Consider the following 19,940-nt stretch of genomic DNA (forward strand, 5'->3'; position numbering starts at 1 on the left):
TCACACTCGATATGGAGGTGATTTCTTTTGCCGAAACCCTCGGTTCTGGTGCAGCTTACGGCTCCGCCCCTGCCCTATTTTCTCGAATGCGGGCATTCCTTGTATCAGCCCGGAGACGAGCATCCCAACCGGCGCAATATCGGGATTTTCGACTGGATCGCGGTGGAATCCGGCACGTTATTTATCGGCGAGGAGGGGCAAGCCTGGAGCCTGGAGGCCGGTCAATCGCTGCTGCTGCTGCCCGATCGGCATCATTACGCGGTGAAGCCTTGCGAGGAGCCTACGTCTTTTTACTGGATGCATTTTCATACGGTCTGCGCCTGGCAGCAACTGCCGGCGGAGGAAGCGGACCGTCATTATCCCGAAGCGGACGAACATTCCGACCGTTTCCTGGCTTCGCCGTATTCCCTTCAACTCCCGAAGGTGTGGGACCTCCCCTCTCCCGACCCGATGTTCCGCTTGTTCCGGCAGCTTCTGGAGAGCCTCGGAGAACGCCAGTCCCGGGCGTTTTGGAACCGCCAGCAATGGTTCGAGGAGTTGCTCCGCGCAATGGACTTAAGACAACTGGAATCGCACGTTTCCCCGGTGGTGACCGTCGCGGAGAAGGCCGAAGCCTACATCAAGAGCAATTACCGTTCGGAGCTCAACAGCGGTCAAATGGCCGATGCGCTGCATTACCACTACAATTACATCACCCGCTGCATGAAGCAGGTGTACGGCATGACGCCGAACGACTACCTACTGCACTACCGGCTGGAGCAGGCCAAGCTGCTGCTGCTCAAAACGGAGCGGCCGATCGCGGACATCGCCGCTTATGTCGGATTTAACAGCACCCCGTACTTCTCGAACCGGTTTGCGCTCAAGAACGGCTGCTCGCCGCGTCAGTTCCGCAAGCAATTTACCTCTTGAGGAGTCGCTTGGATTATGCGATGGGGTGCGGCGCCGAGTCCATCCTCAAAATGTTGTATTTCGTACAACATTTCAGAGATTATATCGCCTCGCACCCAGAAATTGTTGTACTTTATACAACATTTTTAGGTATTTTCCCCTTTGGTGGGTGAATTTGTTGTACTTTATACAACATTTGGCCTGCTCCCTCCAAATCTGGCGGAGAATGTTGCACTAAATACAACATTTCTTCTCTTTCACTCTCTTCATCAAAAAACCGCCCGCTGCAGGAGCCCTGCACGGACGGTTTTGCTTGTTGTTTTAAGACTAGCTCGGGTGTCGGGTTAATCCGTGGCCACCGTTGTGTTTATGGACGCGAAGGCCAGCGGACCAAAGCCTTCCGACGCTTCGCCGTGCGGCATGTTGAGCAGGAAAGCGAAGCCCTGACCGCCCATATTCTTGACGATGTATTCCTGAGTCAAGCCGTCGCCCTGAGCGATGAGGAACAGCTCGGCATCGCGCATCGTCACGTAAACCTTGTCGCCGGACAACTGCTCGACTTTCCCGTTCTTGGCCAAGTCATCCTTAGCCGCCTTAGCCAATTCTTCGATATCGTAGCCGGATGGCAGCTTGGTGATCGCAACATGATACCCCGGGTCGTAATTCATCGTTAACTTGTTGGCTCCGGCATCAAACGAAAAGCCATCGAACATGTAGAACGCATATCCTTCCCCCTTCGCAAGCTTGGCGGTTCGCGTCTCCTTCATGCCTTCCAGCTCAACTTCGATCGGTTTCTCGGCCGGCAGATCCGGCGTCGCGCCGGAGTCCGTCGCCCCTTTGGCGGGCTCCGCCTCCAGCTTCGTCAATACCAGCTGTTTCAGCGAAGCATCGCCTTCCACCGCCCGTTCCACGTATTCGAAAGACACGCGTGTCCCCTGCTCCAGGTTTTGCGCCACCTCGCTTAACGCTTCATCCAATTGAAATGCGGTTGGCGTCCCTTCCCACTCAATCTCCGCCGAGTGGTTGTCGATCAGACCGACGAAGGCGCCCGTTCCCTGTTTCGTTTCGGTCGCATCGTCAACGGGCGCCGGTTGGTTCCCGTTCGTTTCGCCGCCTGCATTCATGCCGGGCTTGGCACCGTTCCCGGTGCACGCCGTCAACGATAGCGCCAGCAGGATCATGCCCAGCCACCCTGCCGTTTTCCCCCATTTATGTTTCTTCAAGCTCCTGTTTGTCAATATCAACACCCCCGTCTACACAGACGGCCCGAACCTTCAAAAGGTTGCCGGCACGGAGCAAATTCCGCATATTTCCTGCTCCGCATTAACGTTCCCCGGCCTCCTCCTTTTTCCCGCGAGCCGCCAGCAGCAACCAAACGATCAAAACGAAGGCGACCAGCGCCATGAACGGAATCGTTATAAATCCGAGCCAGCCCTGGCCCAGATAATCCACGTTGCACGGCACGCCGACTTTGCAGGGAAGCAGCTTGGCCAATGCGGGAATTTTTTGCTCGCTGTAGTGGTAGATGGAGATCGAGCCGCCGATGATGCTGAGCGGGAGCACGTACGGAATGATTTGTCGGTCGTTCTTGTAGGCGGCGATCCCCAGCAAAATGACCTGCGGGTACATGAAGATCCGCTGAAACCAGCACAACCGGCACGGTTCATAATGCAGTACTTCGCTCAGATACAGGCTCCCCGCCGTCGCAACCAGCGCGACCAGCCAGGCGAGGTAGATGCCGTAATCCTTCAAAAAAGCCCGCATCTTCCGTCCTCCTCTCCTTCTTTACTTCCCGGCCAATTCGTTGTCGAGCGTCTTCTTCAGCGCTTCGTAATCGCCGAGGTTGCCGGCGTATTCCACCCCATTGATGAAGAACGTCGGCGTGCTGTCCACGCCCAGCTTGTCGCCTTGGGACAAATGCGCTTCAACCTCGTCTTGGTACGTCGCCTCCGCAATATCCTTCTGCAGCAAGTCGTAGTCGATCGGCAGCTCCAATTCCTTGGCGAGACTCACCAGGAATTCGGGCGAAGCCCAACCGCTGTTTTCCGCACCTTGACGTTCGAAAATCGCATCGAAATACGTCCAGAACGCTTCGTTGCTTTGATGGTACACCGATTGCGCGGCCAGTGCGGCCGTAAACGAGTCGGAGCCGAGAAACGGCAGATTCATGAAATAAAAAGCGACCTTGCCCTGATCTATATAATCGTTCACCAAATTCGGCTTAATCAGTTCATTTACATGTTTGCAAGACGGACATTGATAGTCCCCGAACTCCAGGATTTTGACCGGTGCGTCGGCTTGTCCCAGCATGGGCAGAGCGGCGTAATCAAATTCGGCCGCCTTCGGCTTCGGCTGTATGGTCAGCACGACGATGATCAGGACCAGAAGCAGCCCCACCGTCGTAAACCAGATTAGGCGTCTTCTTTTCATTTGCTGCTGCTGTTTCAGCTGTTCGGCTTTGCGCTTGGCCAAAGCGTTGGTTGCGGTTTTCGGCGGCATGCGACCCCTTCTTTCTTATGAGATGGATAGATTCGAGTGAGATGGATAGATTCGAGTTTCGTCTTTTCCTGCAACCATTCTAGTTACAAAAGCGAGATTCGTCAAGGCCGGCTCCATCCGCAACTCCCCCTTTAAGACTTCCCCCGGCAACATCAAAAGAGAAAAGGGCTACCCCGAACGCCCAAGGCGCCGGAAATAGCCCTTCTTCAAAGATCCCAACTGGCGGACCCCCGCGAATTATTCCGCGGTTTCGCCGCCCGTGCCAACCGTGCCGGCCGGTTCCCCGTCAGCCGCGGCATCCCGGGCCAGATCCGCATCCGCCACCCGCGGCAACACGATCGACGCCAGCAGTTCCTCCGGCTGGGAATGCATCGTAACCCCTGCCGGCAGCTTCACGTCTCCGGCCAGCAGCTTGTCTCCCGCATCCAGCGAGGTGATGTCTATATCCAAGGATGCCGGCAAAATATCCGGCAAACCCTCCACTTCCAGCTCCGTTTCCTGAATCTGCAGAACGCCGCCAACCTTCGTTCCTGCCGCCGTACCGGTATAATGCAGCGGGATTTTCACGCGAATCGGCTTATTTTGGGATACCTGCTGAAAATCGACGTGCAGAATCTTCCCTTGCTGCTGCTGGACTTCCTTAATCAATGCCGGAATCGTTTCGCCCCCTTCCACCGTCAGGTCAAAAAATTCCGATCTTCCCGTACGCACGACCTTCACAAGCTCCTTCACATCCACATGAACCGCGAGGTTCCCGGACTCCGCTCCATATACGACCGCCGGAACGCGTCCATGTTGTCTCAGCTGGCGCAGCGACGAACGGCTGAATTCCGTTCTTGGCGTGGCGTTCAGTTGAAACGTGTGATGGTTCGTACTCATCTTGCAACAACCTCCTTGAAATTATGCCTGTTTGGCGATTGGCGATAGACGCCATAAACGTATATTACCCATTTTTTCCGCCAATCTAACCAGAAGAACCCAATTTCATCAAACGACTTTACATAGAGTTATAATTTTTACATAGAATTTACAAAACCAAGCATTTCAACGCCTCGCGGCATAGTAAAATAGATAGCATAATAGATACAAAATTAGGCGGAGGTCATACGTACATGGCGGATATGATGATGAAAAAACAAGGACCGCGATATTTGAACCGCGACCTCAGCTGGGTGGAATTTAACCGCCGCGTGCTGCAGGAAGCCAAGGACTCCGGTACGCCTTTGCTGGAGCGAGCCAAATTCCTGTCCATCGTCTCCAGCAATTTGGACGAGTTCATGAGCGTACGCGTCGCCGGCATTCAGGATCAAATCCGCGCCGGCTATACCAAAAAGGATTTTACCGGCTACACTCCGGCCGGCTTATATCGGCGGCTGATCCTCCGGATTTCGTCCATGGTCGCCGAGCAATACCGCACCTACCGGGAGCTATCGAGGCAGCTCGCCAAAGAGGGCATTCAGTTTCTCAAGTATGACGAACTGAACGGAGCGCAGAGGAAATCGATGGAGACGTATTATCACGATATCGTCTATCCGGTGCTGACGCCGATGGCGGTGGACCAGAGCCGCCCGTTTCCGCTCGTGCACACGGGATTCGTCTATTTGGCCGTCGTGCTGACACGGAACGGGGCCGCGCTGACGGAGGAAGAGGAGAAGGAGCCTTACTTCGCCATCGTGCAGATTCCTTCGAACCTGTCCCGGATTATCCCGCTGCCGCATCATTCCAACAGCAAGAAGCAGTCTTTCATCCTGATCGAGGAACTGATCCGCCATCATATTCAAACGCTGTTCAGCGGGTATACGCCGCTTGCCGTCGACGAATTCCGGCTGACGCGAAACGCCGATCTGGCGTTTGACGAAGAAGGGGCCGAGGATTTGCTGGAGGAGATCGAGAAAGAGCTGCGCAAGCGGCGCTGGGGTGCGCCGGTCCGCCTGGAAATCCAGAGGGGCATCCACCCTTACGCGCTCGAGGTGCTGAAGGAAGAATTTGAGATTACCGACGCCGTCTTCGAAATCGACGGTCCGCTCGATCTGGGCTTTCTCGGTCGGCTCCCGGGTGCGGTCAAGGGTTATCCCCGGCTGCGTTACCCGCAAGTCGATCCGGTGTATCCCCGGGAATTCGACGAGAATGATGACTTTTTCGAGGTATTGAAGCAGAAGGATGTGCTGGTGTACCATCCGTACGAGAGCTTCGACGCCGTGACCGATTTCATCGATCAGGCCGCGGAAGATCCGGCGGTCATGGCGATCAAGATGACGCTGTACCGCGTCAGCGGCAACTCGCCGCTGATTCAAGCGCTGGCGCGGGCCGCGGAATCCGGCAAGCAGGTCACCGTCGTCGTCGAGCTGAAGGCCCGGTTCGACGAAGAGCGGAACATCGCGTGGGCGCGGACGCTGGAAAAAGCCGGCTGCCACGTGGTCTACGGCCTGATCGGGCTGAAAACCCATGCCAAAATCCTGCTGGTCGTGCGCCAGGAAGGACGCGACCTGAAGCGATACGTCCATGTCGGGACCGGCAACTACAACGATATCACCGCCCGGCTCTACACCGATATCGGGTTGTTTACGACCGATACCGCGATCGGCGAGGACGCCTCCCAGCTGTTTAATCTCATTACGGGTTATTCGGAAGCCGAGCAGTGGCAGGCGTTGACCGTCGCGCCGACGATCATGAAGGACAAGCTGTTCGAGCTGATCCGGCGGGAAGCCGAACATGCCGCCGCCGGACGCCCGGCGCGGATTATCGCCAAGATGAACTCCTTATCCAATCAGGAGATGATCGACGAATTATACGACGCCTCCGCCGCCGGCGTCCGCATCGACCTGATCGTGCGCGGCGTATGCTGTCTGCGTCCCGGCGTCGAGGGATTGAGCGAACGGATCACGGTGCGCAGCATCGTCGACCGATTTCTGGAGCATTCCCGCATCTATTATTTTGAGAACGGCGGAACCCCCGAGGTTTGGTTGTCCAGCGCCGATTGGATGACGCGCAACCTGACGCGCCGCCTGGAGCTGATGTGTCCCGTCACCAAACCGCAAACCCGGGAGACGCTGGTACGGATCCTGATGTTGTCGCTTGCCGATAACGTGAAAGCGAAACGTCTGATTCCCAGCGGCAAGTACGAGCCGATCCACAGCGGCCCACAAGCGGCTCCTTGCCGGAGCCAATTCGCCGCCCGGGAGATCAGCGCATGGAAGATGGACGAATCTCCCACTCCAATCTAAGGTCCCACGCTTTCTTGAAGCTCTTGGCCGCAGCCTCGAGTTGCCTGGTTTCCAGGTAAGCTTGGCTGCGGCATTTCAGCTTCAGCAGCAGGGCTTCCCCTTCCCGAACCATCTCCGCCGCTTCAACCGTCTGCGTTTCACTGGCATCAAGGGCAACCGCCACTTCGAGCAAGGCTCCGAGTCTTTGAACCAACTCGTCATCCTTTTCTTGCAGCAGATCGCCGTACTCCCCCAAGCCTGATTTTTTGCCGTGATTGGCCGGATAATCGGCAATGAGGCTGCAAAGTACGGCTTCCCTGTGGGTCAATGCGCCAAGCGGAGCTTGCGTCAGCCAATACAACGTGTGCTTGTCGTGTTGGTGGTAACGGATCGTGCCGCCGATTTTGTACAACATCGCCGCCGTATGAATCAGTTGGGTTTGCTCCTTGCCTCCAAACTCATTCGCCAGCAATCGATATAACTGCTTCGCATATCGGCTTACCTGGCGGTGATGCGCAGCCGGAGCCAGCGCATGGAATGCCAGCAGCGTGCCGGCTTGGCGATCCAGCACCTCATCGGCAGCCGGCACGCCGAGGCCCAACGTATCCTGCAGCAGCCCTTCGCGCAAGCCCGAGCCGCTGACCAGACAGCCCGATGCCCCAATACGGTCGAAGACCGCCTTCAGGATGAGCGTACCCGGCACAATAATGTCCGCCCGGGCTTTGGACAAACCGTCGATCCGCTTGCGTTTCTCCAGCGGCATTTGCGGCAGCGTTTCGGCGTAATGCCGGAGACTGTCCGGCTCCAGCCGGTAATGATGAGCCAAGCGGAGCGGATATTTACGCCGCCGCTGATCCAGCTTGCCCAGCGTACGTATCGTTCCCCCCAGCCCGATGAGCGGCAATCCCGGGTGGGCTCCGATCCAGGGCAGGGCATCCAGCATGCGCGCGACTTCCGCCTGAAGCCGTGCGATCCGTTCCGACGGCCAAGGCTCCTCCGGCAGCCCGAATTTCACCTGGGCGTTGACCGCACCGATCGGCAGAGAGACGCTCTCCATCAACTGTCGATTGCGGAACAAGGTAATTTCCGTGCTGCCTCCCCCGATATCGATAATAAAGCCGTCCTCGGTCGCCATACCTCCGGCGACGGCGATAAATCCGAAATAGGCTTCCCGTTCGCCGGACAGGATTTCGATCGGCAGTCCGGTCTCTTCCTCCAACAGTCCGGCGATTTCCCGCGCATTCGCCGCGTTCCGGATAGCCGCCGTCGCCGCCACCCGGACGGTCCGGCAGCCGTACGCTTCGCACACCTCGCGGAATTGGCGCAGAATCGGAACGATCGAACGGACTTCCTTCGCTTCCATCGCCCCTTCGGCATTCATTTTTTCGCTTAGGCGCGCCGATTCCTTCAGTTCGTTAATCAGTCGATAGTGCCCTTGCGGGGTCGTTTCATAAATGGCCAAACGGATGGAGTTTGACCCGATGTCGATGATTCCGATGGATTCATGGTTATTTTGCATACGAACTCTAGCTCCCGTAGTGTATAGAAGTTGTCCAACAGGCCTTGCAGTTTACCTCACTTTATCCCAAAATCGGGCAAAAATAAACCTTACTCGCGAAAAAAACCGGCGCCTAACGGCACCGGTCTAAGAAGAAACCCGCAAATTCGGTTGGAAAAGATCTTGTATTACTCCGCTTCGATGGCGCGAACCAGTTCGACGACCTGCTGGGCGGTCTGCATTTGCAGCGCCTTGGCCGCCAACCCCTCCATTTCCGCTTTGGACAATTTGGAAATCTGCGAACGAGCCGGCAGAATCGAAGTCGCACTCATGCTGAACTCGTCCAGCCCCAGTCCCAGCAACAGCGGAATCGCCGTGGCATCACCGGCCATCTCGCCGCACATGCCGGCCCATTTGCCTTCCTTGTGGGCGGCGTCGATGACCATTTTCACCAGCCGCAAAATCGCCGGGTTATAAGGTTGGTACAAATAAGATACGCGTTCGTTCATGCGATCGGCTGCCATCGTATATTGAATAAGGTCATTGGTTCCAATACTGAAAAAGTCCACTTCTTTGGCGAACTGATCGGCCAGGACGGCAGTTGATGGAATCTCCACCATGATCCCGAGTTGGATCTCGTCGGAGACCTGAACGCCTTCGGCTTTCAGCTTCTCCTTCTCCTCCAGGAGCAGCGCTTTGGCCGCGCGGAATTCATCCAGCGTCGCGATCATCGGGAACATGATGCGCAGCGAGCCGTAGACGCTAGCCCGCAGCAGGGCGCGCAGCTGTGTGCGGAACAGATCCTTCTGCTCCAGACACAAACGGATGGCGCGGAAGCCCAGGAACGGGTTCATTTCCTTCGGCAGATTCAGATACGGCAGCTCCTTGTCACCGCCGATATCCAGCGTCCGGACGACGACCGGCTTGCCTTCCATTTTCTCAAGCACGGTCTTGTAGGCGGTAAATTGGACCTCCTCGGAAGGCAGCTCGGTTCGGCCCATGTACAGGAACTCCGTCCGATACAGGCCTACGCCTTCTCCGCCGTTCTCCAATACGCCGGCTACGTCGTTTGGCGTTCCGATGTTGGCCGCCAGCTCCACATGGACGCCGTCCTTCGACGTCGTTTGCACTTCGCGCAGTTTCTTCCACTCTTCGATCTGCTTCAGATGCGTATCGCGTTTCGCTTTGTATTCGTTCAGGACGTCCTCGGTCGGATTAATGATGACGCTGCCGTCCAGCCCGTCCACGATCACGAGATCGCCGCCGTTCACCTTGTCCAGCACCTCTTTGGTACCGACAACCGCGGGGATTTCCAGCGAGCGGGCCATGATCGCCGAGTGCGACGTACGGCCGCCGATATTTGTCGTAAAGCCCTTGACGTAATTGCGGTTCAACTGCGCCGTATCCGACGGCGTCAAATCTTCCGCGATCACGATGACTTCCTCGCTGATGTCCGCCGGATTGACGTAGCTGAGTCCGAGCAAATGCGTGAGCACGCGCTTGGTCACGTCCCGCATATCCGCCGCGCGTTCCTTGAGGTAGGCGCTTTTCATATTTTCAAACATCGCGATAAATTCGTTGGCCGTTTCGTTCAAAGCATATTCCGCACTGACTTGGTCTGCGGCGATTTTGTCGCGGACCGGCGTCAGCAGCTCGGGATCGTTCAGAATCAACAGATGGGATTCGAAAATCTCCGCCTTCTTCTCGCCAAGCTCTTGAAGCGTGCGCTCTTTGATCGCCTCAAGCTCCTGCTGGGATTTCGCCAAAGCCTCGTCCAGGCGTGCCAGTTCCGCTGCCGAATCGGAAGCATCCCGGCGATGGATCGTATAGTCGGGATGCTCCAGCTTGAAGGCTTTGGCGATGGCTACGCCGGCCGAAGCGGCAATGCCGCCGATCTTAAGCATTCACTTCCCCCAGCCCTTCGTTAACCATCACTTCGGTGAGCGCTTGAAGTGCTTCTGCGGCCTCTTCTCCTTCAACGATCAGCTTCAGCGAATCGCCTTGCTCCAGACCGAGCGACAATACGCCGAGAATCGATTTGAGCGTTACTTTTTTGCCGCCCGCTTCCGCGAAGGATTCGGCTCCTTTGAATTTATTGGCCGTATTGACCAGGGCTGTTGCCGGACGTGCATGAATTCCGTCTTCATCCGTAATTTTGAACATTCTTTCCATGATTGATCCTCTCGCTTTCTGAATTGATGATTTTGAAATATCTATATAAAATACGCTCCCTATCCTATTGTAAGGGATCGCGATTACCAAATCCAAATGCGCCGCCGCCGTGTCAACGGCGGCGCGCCGGAACCTACTTAATCGTGACGATATCGGCCTCGCCTTTTGGCAGCTTGCCGGTCTTGTGCAGCGTCACGGACGCGCCTTCCGGCAGGTTTGAGAAGACGATCGGCGAAATGATCGAAGGCGCATGCTCCCTCACATAATCCAGGTCCACTTCCAGGATCGGCTGTCCGGCGGCGACCAGATCGCCTTCCTTGACCAGCACATTGAAGCCTTGGCCTTTCAGCTTCACGGTATTGACGCCGATATGCACGAGGACTTCCTTGCCGCCGTCCGACATAATGCCGATGGCATGTTTGCTCGGGAAGACGTTAAAGACTTTTCCGTAAACCGGGGAGCCGATCACGCCGTCGTGCGGCAGGACCGCGAACCCGTCGCCGGTCATTCTTTCGGAGAACACCGGGTCCGGAACCTTGGAGATGTCCATCAGTTCCCCGTTCACCGGCATTACGATATCTTCCTTGATGATCGCATCGCCATCTTGGGCGGCTTGCTGTTCGACTTCGGCCGGTTTCGCCGTCTCCGTCTTTGCAGCGGGCCGTGGAGCTTTGCCGTTCATAATGTCGGCGATTTGCGACTTGATCGTATCGGAACGCGTTCCGAAGATCGCCTGAATATTGTTGCCGACCTCCAGCACGCCGGAGGCGCCCAACTTCTTGAGCGTGTCCTTGCTGACGTTGCCTTTGTCCTTGACTTCAACCCGCAAACGGGTGATGCAAGCATCCAGATGAGCGATGTTCTCCTGCCCGCCGAGCGCCGACAAAATATTGTGCGGCAGATCGTCCTGGCTAGGCGCGCCGCCCGCTTCCGCGCCTTCTTCCGCCCCGTTCTCCGGATCTTCGCGTCCCGGGGTCTTCAGGTTGAACTTGCGGATCACGAAACGGAAACCGAAGTAGTAGATCACCGCCAGAATCAAGCCGACAATGATGACGTTCCACCAAGGCGTGCGGTTGGGGATGACCCCGAAAATCAGGAAATCGATCAAACCGCCGGAGAAGGTCATCCCGATCTTCGTCCCCAGCAGATGCATGGTCATAAACGACAATCCCGCAAAAACCGTATGAACCGCAAACAGCAGCGGCGCGACGAACAGGAACGAGAACTCCAGCGGTTCCGTAATCCCCGTCAGGAAGGTCGTCAAAGCGGCCGAACCCATAATCCCGGCCACGTATTTCTTATGCTCCGGTCTGGCTTCGTGGTAAATCGCCAGCGCTGCCGCCGGAAGCCCGAACATCATGAACGGGAATTTACCGGTCATGAACGTACCGGCCGTAAACGGCACGCCGTCCCGCAGTTGCGCCATAAAGATCGACTGGTCGCCGCGCACGAGCTGACCGGCATGGTTGACGTATTCGCCAAATTCGAACCAGAACGGCGAATAGAAGATATGGTGCAAGCCGAACGGAATGAGCGCCCGCTCCACCACCCCGAAGATAAGCGCGGACAACGTCCGGTTCTGCTCCAGCATGAAGTGGGACGCGGAGTTAAGTCCGCCCTGGATCGGCGGCCAGATGAGCACCATCAGCAGCCCGAGAAGAACCGAGGTGGCCGCCGTCATAATCGGGACGAAGCGCTTCCCGGCGAAGAAACCGAGGTAAGACGGAAGCTCGATCCGGAAGAAACGGTTATACATGGCGGCGGCCAAGATCCCTACGATGATCCCGCCGAACACCCCGGTGGCCAGCGTCGGGATTCCCAGCACATTGGCGTAAGCCGGATCGGTCCCGATCATTGCCGGCGTCACCCCGATCACCGTCCCCATCGTCACGTTCATGACAAGGTAACCGATGATCGCGGCCAGACCGGCAACGCCTTCGCCGCCGGCCAGGCCGACGGCAACGCCGACCGCAAACAGCAAGGCCAAGTTTGTAAAGACGATTTGGCCGGCGTTCATCATGACCGTGGCTACGGCATGTACGCCATGGTTATCCAGGGCAGGCACCAGCTCCAGGAATTCCGGGCTGACCAGCATATTTCCGATCCCGAGCAGCAGCCCTGCCGCAGGCAGAAGCGCTACCGGCAGCATCAACGCTTTGCCTACCCGTTGTAAAACACCAAACAAACGCTTGAACATAAACACCCTCCTGTATGAGATAGTGCAACGAACTAAAAAAAGCATGAGCTAATATCGGTTATTGGATTTGGACCGTTGTCGCTTACGGATATAATACCCCGTAACCGCCTAATACAATCCAAAATAACCTTTATCAACTCATGCCTGATCGAATCAGTCACACATTGTGATTTATGAAGTTGTTGCCTATGCACTTAGGCATTATAGCAGAGCTTTTTTTTTCGCGCAAGCAAACGGCTGCAAAACTACTGAACATTCGCCGGGGCTACCCGGTGCAAATGCATCGTCAAATAGCTGACCTCCGCCTGATAGACCGGCATCTTGAGCCGCTGCTCCATCACTTTGGTCAATTTGTAAGCAAGCGAATACAAAACCGGGTATTCCTGCTTCAGCAGCATTTCCAGCTTGTCGACTTCGCCGACCTGCTCGCCCCGCCGAATCCGTTCAATCGCAAACCGTAAATGGGTCAGCAGACGCGAATAATCCAAGGAGTTGCGGAGGATGGAAAAATCAAGCTCCGACTCGATGATGCCGACCAGGTCAGCGATTAATTGAGCGTGTCCGCGGACCTCGCTGATATGACGGTTGGTCATGGCGCTGTTAATGTGGAGCGCAACGAAGCCGATTTCATCCTCGCCGAGATCGACGCCAAGCCGCTCCTTGATCAAACGGATGGCGTATTCCGCCAGTTCGAATTCCATCGGGTAGATTTCTTTCGTCTCGAACAAAAAAGGGTTATGAAAAGCGATATCCTGTTCCGCCCGCTTAATCGCAAACGCCAAGTGGTCGGTCAGGGCGATGTGGATATGCTCGTTCAACTCGGTCTGCGTCTTCCCGGAAATGTACATGATAATTTCGCCGATAATCTCGATCAACTGTTCATCCACCTGCGGTACGAGCTGTTTGTATTGCTCCTGCTCCTGCTGGTTCGTGAGAATGAACATTTTCTCGACCGCTTCAAGCGGAATGGACTCCCCCGTTTTACGGTTAAATCCGATGCCTTTGCCGATCACGACGACCTCGCCTCGCTCCGGGTGATTCGCGATAATGACATTGTTATTCAACACTTTGGCCACGCGAAGGCTGTTCACAACATAAGCACCTCTTCTTCCTATTCTCCGAAAACGGTTAAGCCCATTATAATTGATTTTCCGGTTCAAGTCAGCCGCTTCCCGGGCATTTCAAAGGCGTCCTCGCCCAAAGACCGGGCGGGACGCCGATTTTCCTTTAGTCCTATGACAAAGTACACGGATTGAAGACGATTGTCAAGCCGTCCGGAAGGCCTACTCCGGGTCTTGCTCCGTTTCCTGCGAAGCGGCGGTTTCCAGAACGACGGGCTCCTGCGCCTTCGCGACAGGCGCCGGCTTCGCCGATGCCACCTCGACAGCCGGCGGCGCGGCGGCAACTTTGCCTTTGGTCAAGCCTTGGATTAATCGATCCAATTCAATCCCCGAGACGCTCTTCAGCATGTCGGGCGCTGTGGCCATCAGCTCGGTGACGTAATTGCTGACGCGGGCGGCTCCCTCGCCTTTGCCGGTATCGACGACGGTCAGCTTGTCGATCGTGGACAACGGCGCCGCGATTTTGCCGGCCAGCTCCGGCAGCATCTTCGTCACGATATCGAGGATTGCGGCCTCGCCGAATTTCTGGAACGCTTCGGCCAGCTTCTCCTTGGCTTCGGCTTCGGCCAAGCCGCGAAGGCGGATGATTTCGGCATCCGCCGTCCCTTTGGCCCGTTCGGCCTCCGCGATCGCCAGACCCTCCAGGCGCTTCTGTTCAGCGGATGCCTTAGCTTGCGTCTCGATCGAATACTGCAGCGCGTCGGCCTCCCGCATTTTCCGCGCCTTTTCGGCTTCGGCCGCCTGCTCGACCGCATAACGGTCCGCATCGGCTTTCTTCTTCACTTCGGCGTCATATTGCTTCTGGCGGACGGTGATTTCCTTGTCCTGCAGGTCGATTTCGCGCTCCTTGCGCACCAGCTCGACCTTCATCTGCTCCTCGACCATCGTCTGCTTCGCCCGCGCTTCCTGAATGTGGTAAGCCTGGTCCGCTTCGGCCTTCGCGGTGTCCTGCTCCTTCTTAAAGGAGGCGACCTTCAGCTCTTTGTCCTTCTCCGCCTCCGCGATATTCGTATCGCGCACCAGCTCCGCCTTCTGACCGGCTTCCTCGGCCAAGGCCTTCTGGATCCGCGCATCCCGCTGGGCTTCCGCCTCGGCGATGTCGGCGTCCCGCTTAACCGCCGCAATCCGCGGCTTGCCGAGCGCCTCCAGATAACCGTGTTTATCCCTGACATCCTTAATCGTGAACGAAACGATCTGCAGTCCCATTTTCTTCAGATCCCGGGCTGCCACGCCTTGCACTTCCTGGGCGAATTTATCGCGATTGCGGTACACTTCCTCGACCGTCATCGAACCCAAGATCGAACGGAGATGCCCTTCCAACACTTCCTGCGCTTCGCCCTTCAGCGATTCGATTGGCTTGCCCATGAATTGCTCGGCGGCCGTTGCGACATCCTCAATCGAGCTGCCCACCTTGATGATGGCCACCCCGTCGGCGGATACCGGAACCCCTTGCTCGGTGTAGACTTCCGGCGTCATGACGTCCAGCTTGTGGGAGAGCAGCGACATGAACTCGGCTTTTTGGAAAATCGGCCAAATAAACGCCCCGCCGCCCCGCACGATTTTGATTTTACGGCCGGATTGGTCGTCGGAAATGTTCTTCCCCCCCAGAAAAGAACCCGTGACGATCATCGCTTCGTCGGGACTCACCGTTTTGTATCTGGCCCAAAACGCCAGGCCGAGCACGATAATGACGGCGATCACGATCAATGGAATCATCAGGAAATCCGGAATACTTTCGAACAATAACATCAGCTCCCTCTTCTTATTTGGGTTCTACATCGGGTGGGGATATAGCTCGGAAACCTGGACGGTCCCGTCCTTCGCCGTCTCGATAACGACCACGGCCGTTCCGGAGGGGATCTCCTTCCGGTCCCAGCTTGAGGCGATATGGAGCGTATTGCCCCCAACCAGCTTCACCATGACTTCGCCGTAGCCTTGCGCCGGAATGGGCACGGTCACTTCGCCGATTTTGCCGGGCAGCTCCGCTTCGGAAAATCCCGTGGAATTTTCACTATTCTCCATCGGTTTGACATATGTGAAGTACACGACGACCGACAATACAACGGCGACCCCTATCGCCAGAATAACGACGAAGACCGCTCCGAGCCCGGTATATCGGTCCAACAAAATGCCCGCCCCGCCGAAGGACGTAATCGCCGATGCCGTGATGATCGGCTTGAGAAAATCCGCGGACAGGAAATCGAACACGCCGTCCAGCCAGCTTCCGACCAAGTCGCCAAGCAATGCGCTAATGACGGCAAACAAGGCGCCGCCGACGAAACAGCCCCAAAACAGCGCTTCCATCCTGATCCTCCCTCTACCCAAAATATTAATGAACTCTACAATTACATACGTAAATTGGAGAAATTTGTTTCGAAAAACGAAAAACCGGCCCGCGGCATTGTGCCGCGAAACCGGTTGGGAAATGAAATCAGGCAGATGCGTGACTACAGGGACATCCGATAAATTTCGAGCACGTCCGCTTTGTCCAGCACGGCAAAATTGCCGAACGGACCGAAGCGCACCGCCTTATCGGCCATGACCTCCAACTGGCTGACGTCGATACCGTAGTCGGCCAAGCGGCTCGGAGCGCCGATCGAGTTCCAGAACGACCGCAGTGCGTCGATGCCCTCGAGAGCCACCGCTTCGTCGCTCTTGCCGGCGGGATCGACGCGGAAGACGTTCACCGCCAGACGCTTGAAGCGGGCGACGTCCTGCTTCAAGTTATATTTCATCCAGTTCGGGAACAGGATGGCCAGGCCGCCGCCATGCGGGATATCGTAAACCGCCGACACGGCATGCTCGATGTTGTGGGTCGCCCAGTCCCCGGACATGCCCATGTTCAGAACGCCATTCAGCGCCATTGTACCGCACAGCAAAATCGTTTCCCGAAGGTCGTAATTCTCCAAGTCTTGCACCAGCTTCGGCGCGGTTTCGATCACGGTCCGCAGCAGCGCTTCGCAAAATTCGTCCTGCAGCGGAGTGTTTGGCGTCTTATGGAAATAATGCTCGAACACATGGGACATGATGTCGACCATGCCGTACACCGTTTGTTCCTTCGGCAGCGAAGCAGTGAACTGCGGATCGAGGACGGAAAACGCCGGATACGCCAGCTTGCTGCCCCAACCGAGCTTCTCCTTCGTCGCTTCGTTGGAGATGACCGAGTTGCCGTTCATTTCCGAGCCGGTCGCGGCCATCGTCAGTACCGTGCCCAGCGGCAGAGCCGCCTTCGGAACGGCCTTCCGCTCCGCAAAATCCCACATATCGCCGTCGTATTTGGCGCCGACGGCAATCGCCTTCGAGCAGTCCAGCACGCTGCCGCCGCCGACTGCAAGCACCAGCTCGATACCGTTCGACTTGCACAGCTCGACTCCGCGGTGCACCGTCGACAGGCGCGGGTTCGGCTCGACGCCCGCAAGCTCCGTCACTTCGGCTCCGATTTCCCGCAGGATTGCGGTCACTTGATCGTATAGCCCGCTGCGTTTGATGCTGCCGCCGCCATAGACGAGCAGCACTTTTTTGCCGTAAACCGGTACCTCGGTCCGCAGCGATTCGAGCTGGCCCTTGCCGAAGATCAGCTTCGTCGGGTTATGAAATACGAAATTATCCATGCCAATTCCTCCTAAGTGAATATATGTAAAAGGGGTTATGCTGCCTATAGCCTCTTCGTACTTCAAAACTATTATACTTCCAACTGTAACGGAAAAACAAACAGAAACAAGGGCCGCCTCAGCCCGTTTGGGCTTGAAGCGACCCGATCCATCGCGATCCGCTGTAATGAATTTACTGTCGGCGATAACCTATTGAAACGACGAAGCGCTCGAAAGCTTCGCGGCCTTCCGTCGACGCTTTGAAGACGCCGGCATGCCCAAGGATCTCCGCGAACTTGCTGCCCACCTCGTCGCGAAGCAACGCTTCGGCCTCCTCGCGAGCCAGCGACATGCCTAAGCGGGCGACCAGTTCCTTCACCCAATCCGCGTGCACGGCGAGACGGGCCTCCGGCTCGGATAAGGTCTGCTCGTAGAGAACCTTGTTCCCGCTAAGAATGTCGGCAACCCCCGCCAGCTCTTCCTTCAGCCGGCCCGGCAGGATCGCCACGCCCATGACCTCAATCAGGCCGATGTTCTCCTTCTTGATATGATGCATCTCCCGGTGCGGATGAAAGATCCCCTCCGGATGCCGTTCATCCGTCCGGTTGTTGCGCAGCACGATGTCGGCTTCGTAACCGCCATCCGCGCTGCGCCGCACGATCGGCGTAACCGTGTTGTGCGGCACGGATTCGCCGTTCTCCTCGGAGAAGGCAAGGACGCCGGCGGACGGATCACTGTACCGCTTCCATTTCTCGTACAGATCGTTCGCCGCTTCGAGCACGGCCTCGCGGTCCCGGCCGTTCACCCGCAGCACGGACATCGGCCATTTTACCATGCCGACGGTCACGCCGTTCAAGTCCGGGTGCGTGAAAACAGCTTCCACCGGGGCTTTCTCCAAGGGAAACGTATGACGCCCCCCTTGAAAATGGTCGTGCGTCAGGATCGAGCCGCCGACAATCGGCAGATCCGCGTTCGATCCGATGAAATAATGCGGGAACAACGCCGTGAAATCAAGCAGCCGCTTGAACGTGTCGCGCGTCAGCTTCATCGGCACGTGATCGTGGTGGAATACGATACAATGCTCGTTGTAATACACATAAGGCGAGTACTGGAAAAACCAAGGTTCTCCGTTCAGCGTCAGCGGAATGACGCGCAGGTTCTGGCGGGCCGGATGATTGAGTCGCCCGGCATAACCGACGTTCTCGCGGCACAGCTGGCATTTGGGATACACCGGCGGCGGCAGCAGCTTGGCCATGGCGATTTCCTTCGGATTTTTCTCCGGTTTGGACAGATTGATCGTGATTTCCATGTCCCCGAACGAGGTGGGCTGCTCCCAATAGATGTTCTGGCGGACCCGGTCCATTCGGATATAATTGCTGTTCACCGACAGCTTATAGAAGGCGTCTGTCGCGGCGCGGATTCCCCGCTCGCTTTCCGTTTTGCGGAAGGCGGCGATCGTTTCCGACGGGCGCGGCATCAGCAGACCCATGATTTTGGCGTCCAGCAGATCGCGGTACGTGGCGGTGTCTTCCGGAATCAAGCCGATTGCAAGCCCGTAATCGATCAGGATCTCAAGCGGCTCCTGCGGTCCGGACAGCGCCTCCTCCCCCACCGTACCGGCGAAGGGCTCATCGAACGAGAACAGCTCCAGCAGGCGGTTGCGCGAGTAATCCGCGTCCCACCAATCAATCATCCCTTGCTCCAGAGCGTAATTCACCAGCCGTTCGATGGCATGAAGCGCCTCCTGGCGATTTCTCTCATCTGCTCCCATCGCATAACACTCCCTTAGTCGTTATAGCCGTTCGGATGGCTGTTATGCCACTGCCACGCGCTTTCAATGATGTTCGCCAGCTTATTGCGGGTCGGATTCCAGCCCAGCACGCGGCGGGCTTTGTCCGAGGAAGCGATGAGCACCGCCGGATCGCCGGCCCGGCGCGGGCTGATGACGACCGGGAAGTCGCGGCCGGTGACATCCTTAACCGTTTCGATGACCTCCTTGACCGAAAAGCCTTGCCCGTTGCCCAAGTTGAACACGTCGCTCTCCCCGCCGCCGAGCAGATGGTCGACCGCGCGCAGATGAGCGTCGGCCAAATCGCTTACGTGAATATAGTCGCGAACGCAAGTCCCGTCGGCCGTGTTGTAATCATCGCCGAAGACCTGGATGGACGGGCGCTGCCCCAATGCCGCCTGAAGGATCAACGGGATCAGATGGCTTTCCGGGCGATGGTCCTCGCCGATTTTGCCGCTCTCATGGGCCCCGGCCGCGTTGAAATAGCGCAGCGACACGTATTTGATCCCCAGCACCTGATCGAACCAGGCCATCATCCGTTCCATCGTCAGCTTGGTTTCTCCATACACATTCGTAGGTCGGGTCGGATCGGTTTCCTCAATCGGCACCTTTTCCGGTTCACCGTAAGTTGCCGCCGTGGAGGAAAACACGATTTTGCGCACGTTCGCCTGATCCATCGCGTCGAGCAGGCAAAGCGTCCCGTACACGTTATTGTCGAAATACTTCACCGGGTCCTTCATGCTTTCCCCGACCAGAGAGTTCGCGGCAAAATGAATCACCGCTTCGATCTCGTTCTCGGCGAACAGCTTGGCCAGCAGCGCCTTATCGCGCAGATCCCCTTCATACAGCTTGCCGCCGAGCAGCGCCCCGCGATGTCCGGTCTGCAGGTTGTCGACGACGACAACCTCTCTTCCTTGCTCCAACAACGCAGCTACCGTATGCGAGCCGATATAGCCCGCTCCCCCCGTTACCAATATCGCCAT

At 56.9% G+C, this 19,940-nt stretch carries 16 protein-coding genes; 2 read left to right on the top strand and 14 right to left on the bottom strand.

Annotated elements, in window-relative coordinates; translation table 11 throughout:
• The first annotated feature begins 27 nt into the window (after positions 1–27).
• On the top strand, positions 28–909 hold the full coding sequence (locus ACZF99_RS18495; protein ID WP_483606534.1) for an AraC family transcriptional regulator: 882 nt from the start codon (positions 28–30) through the stop codon (positions 907–909).
• A gap of 323 nt (positions 910–1,232) precedes the next feature.
• Here ACZF99_RS18495 and ACZF99_RS18500 read toward each other — a convergent pair whose 3' ends face one another.
• From ACZF99_RS18500 to ACZF99_RS18515, 4 genes are all read right to left on the bottom strand, one after another.
• Positions 1,233–2,111 (bottom strand): hypothetical protein, encoded by an 879-nt coding sequence (locus ACZF99_RS18500; RefSeq protein ID WP_483606535.1) that lies wholly within the window; start codon positions 2,109–2,111, stop codon positions 1,233–1,235.
• A gap of 100 nt (positions 2,112–2,211) precedes the next feature.
• Positions 2,212–2,652 (bottom strand): disulfide oxidoreductase, encoded by a 441-nt coding sequence (locus tag ACZF99_RS18505; protein WP_483606536.1) that lies wholly within the window; start codon positions 2,650–2,652, stop codon positions 2,212–2,214.
• A 21-nt stretch (positions 2,653–2,673) separates the two neighbouring features.
• The gene (locus tag ACZF99_RS18510; RefSeq protein ID WP_483606537.1) at positions 2,674–3,387 is read right to left on the bottom strand and encodes a DsbA family protein; all 714 of its coding nucleotides are present in this window, start codon (positions 3,385–3,387) and stop codon (positions 2,674–2,676) included.
• Between the two features lie 237 nt (positions 3,388–3,624).
• On the bottom strand, positions 3,625–4,266 hold the full coding sequence (locus ACZF99_RS18515; RefSeq protein ID WP_483606538.1) for a 50S ribosomal protein L25: 642 nt from the start codon (positions 4,264–4,266) through the stop codon (positions 3,625–3,627).
• Positions 4,267–4,499: 233 nt separating this feature from the next.
• Here ACZF99_RS18515 and ppk1 point away from each other — a divergent pair, with 233 nt between their 5' ends.
• Positions 4,500–6,611 carry a polyphosphate kinase 1 gene (gene ppk1 / locus ACZF99_RS18520; protein ID WP_483606540.1) on the top strand — a complete coding sequence of 704 codons (2,112 nt, stop codon included), beginning with the start codon at positions 4,500–4,502 and terminating at the stop codon, positions 6,609–6,611.
• Here the strand turns inward: ppk1 and ACZF99_RS18525 are convergent.
• The 10 genes from ACZF99_RS18525 to galE all read right to left on the bottom strand — a co-directional run bounded on the left by ACZF99_RS18525 (position 6,571) and on the right by galE (position 19,940).
• Positions 6,571–8,109: a Ppx/GppA phosphatase family protein gene (locus ACZF99_RS18525; protein WP_483606541.1), complete on the bottom strand. Its 1,539-nt coding sequence runs from the start codon at positions 8,107–8,109 to the stop codon at positions 6,571–6,573. The two genes, ppk1 and ACZF99_RS18525, sit on opposite strands and share 41 nt — an antisense overlap.
• A gap of 167 nt (positions 8,110–8,276) precedes the next feature.
• Positions 8,277–9,992: a phosphoenolpyruvate--protein phosphotransferase gene (gene ptsP, locus ACZF99_RS18530; RefSeq protein ID WP_483606542.1), complete on the bottom strand. Its 1,716-nt coding sequence runs from the start codon at positions 9,990–9,992 to the stop codon at positions 8,277–8,279.
• Positions 9,985–10,260, bottom strand: coding sequence for an HPr family phosphocarrier protein (locus tag ACZF99_RS18535; protein ID WP_068784674.1), 276 nt, complete (start codon positions 10,258–10,260; stop codon positions 9,985–9,987). The genes ptsP and ACZF99_RS18535 overlap by 8 nt, the downstream gene beginning before the upstream one ends.
• Positions 10,261–10,393: 133 nt before the next feature.
• Positions 10,394–12,457, bottom strand: coding sequence for a glucose-specific PTS transporter subunit IIBC (gene ptsG, locus ACZF99_RS18540; protein ID WP_483606543.1), 2,064 nt, complete (start codon positions 12,455–12,457; stop codon positions 10,394–10,396).
• 245 nt (positions 12,458–12,702) lie between these two features.
• Positions 12,703–13,548, bottom strand: coding sequence for a glucose PTS transporter transcription antiterminator GlcT (gene glcT, locus ACZF99_RS18545; protein WP_483606544.1), 846 nt, complete (start codon positions 13,546–13,548; stop codon positions 12,703–12,705).
• A 192-nt stretch (positions 13,549–13,740) separates the two neighbouring features.
• Entirely contained in the window at positions 13,741–15,327 is a 1,587-nt protein-coding gene (locus ACZF99_RS18550) for a flotillin family protein (protein WP_483606545.1), read from the bottom strand.
• A 24-nt stretch (positions 15,328–15,351) separates the two neighbouring features.
• The gene (locus tag ACZF99_RS18555) at positions 15,352–15,882 is read right to left on the bottom strand and encodes an NfeD family membrane protein (RefSeq protein ID WP_483606547.1); all 531 of its coding nucleotides are present in this window, start codon (positions 15,880–15,882) and stop codon (positions 15,352–15,354) included.
• Between the two features lie 143 nt (positions 15,883–16,025).
• Positions 16,026–17,189 carry an iron-containing alcohol dehydrogenase gene (locus ACZF99_RS18560; protein ID WP_483606549.1) on the bottom strand — a complete coding sequence of 388 codons (1,164 nt, stop codon included), beginning with the start codon at positions 17,187–17,189 and terminating at the stop codon, positions 16,026–16,028.
• A gap of 172 nt (positions 17,190–17,361) precedes the next feature.
• Entirely contained in the window at positions 17,362–18,939 is a 1,578-nt protein-coding gene (locus ACZF99_RS18565; RefSeq protein WP_483606550.1) for a UDP-glucose--hexose-1-phosphate uridylyltransferase, read from the bottom strand.
• Positions 18,940–18,953: 14 nt separating this feature from the next.
• Complete coding sequence (gene galE / locus ACZF99_RS18570) at positions 18,954–19,940, bottom strand: UDP-glucose 4-epimerase GalE (protein WP_483606551.1); 987 nt, start codon at positions 19,938–19,940, stop codon at positions 18,954–18,956.

Source organism: Paenibacillus sp. JL3B1040, from assembly GCF_057063165.1.

Excerpts from the sequence above, each read along its gene's own strand:
- ACZF99_RS18525 (WP_483606541.1), bottom strand. The coding sequence starts at position 8,109 with ATGCAAAATAACCATGAATCCATCGGAATCATCGACATCGGGTCAAAC.
- ptsG (WP_483606543.1), bottom strand. The coding sequence starts at position 12,457 with ATGTTCAAGCGTTTGTTTGGTGTTTTACAACGGGTAGGCAAAGCGTTG.
- ACZF99_RS18515 (WP_483606538.1), bottom strand. The coding sequence starts at position 4,266 with ATGAGTACGAACCATCACACGTTTCAACTGAACGCCACGCCAAGAACG.
- ppk1 (WP_483606540.1), top strand. The coding sequence starts at position 4,500 with ATGGCGGATATGATGATGAAAAAACAAGGACCGCGATATTTGAACCGC.
- ACZF99_RS18560 (WP_483606549.1), bottom strand. The coding sequence starts at position 17,189 with ATGGATAATTTCGTATTTCATAACCCGACGAAGCTGATCTTCGGCAAG.
- ACZF99_RS18505 (WP_483606536.1), bottom strand. The coding sequence starts at position 2,652 with ATGCGGGCTTTTTTGAAGGATTACGGCATCTACCTCGCCTGGCTGGTC.
- ACZF99_RS18550 (WP_483606545.1), bottom strand. The coding sequence starts at position 15,327 with ATGTTATTGTTCGAAAGTATTCCGGATTTCCTGATGATTCCATTGATC.
- ACZF99_RS18555 (WP_483606547.1), bottom strand. The coding sequence starts at position 15,882 with ATGGAAGCGCTGTTTTGGGGCTGTTTCGTCGGCGGCGCCTTGTTTGCC.
- ptsP (WP_483606542.1), bottom strand. The coding sequence starts at position 9,992 with ATGCTTAAGATCGGCGGCATTGCCGCTTCGGCCGGCGTAGCCATCGCC.
- ACZF99_RS18535 (WP_068784674.1), bottom strand. The coding sequence starts at position 10,260 with ATGGAAAGAATGTTCAAAATTACGGATGAAGACGGAATTCATGCACGT.
- ACZF99_RS18565 (WP_483606550.1), bottom strand. The coding sequence starts at position 18,939 with ATGGGAGCAGATGAGAGAAATCGCCAGGAGGCGCTTCATGCCATCGAA.
- galE (WP_483606551.1), bottom strand. The coding sequence starts at position 19,940 with ATGGCGATATTGGTAACGGGGGGAGCGGGCTATATCGGCTCGCATACG.
- ACZF99_RS18510 (WP_483606537.1), bottom strand. The coding sequence starts at position 3,387 with ATGCCGCCGAAAACCGCAACCAACGCTTTGGCCAAGCGCAAAGCCGAA.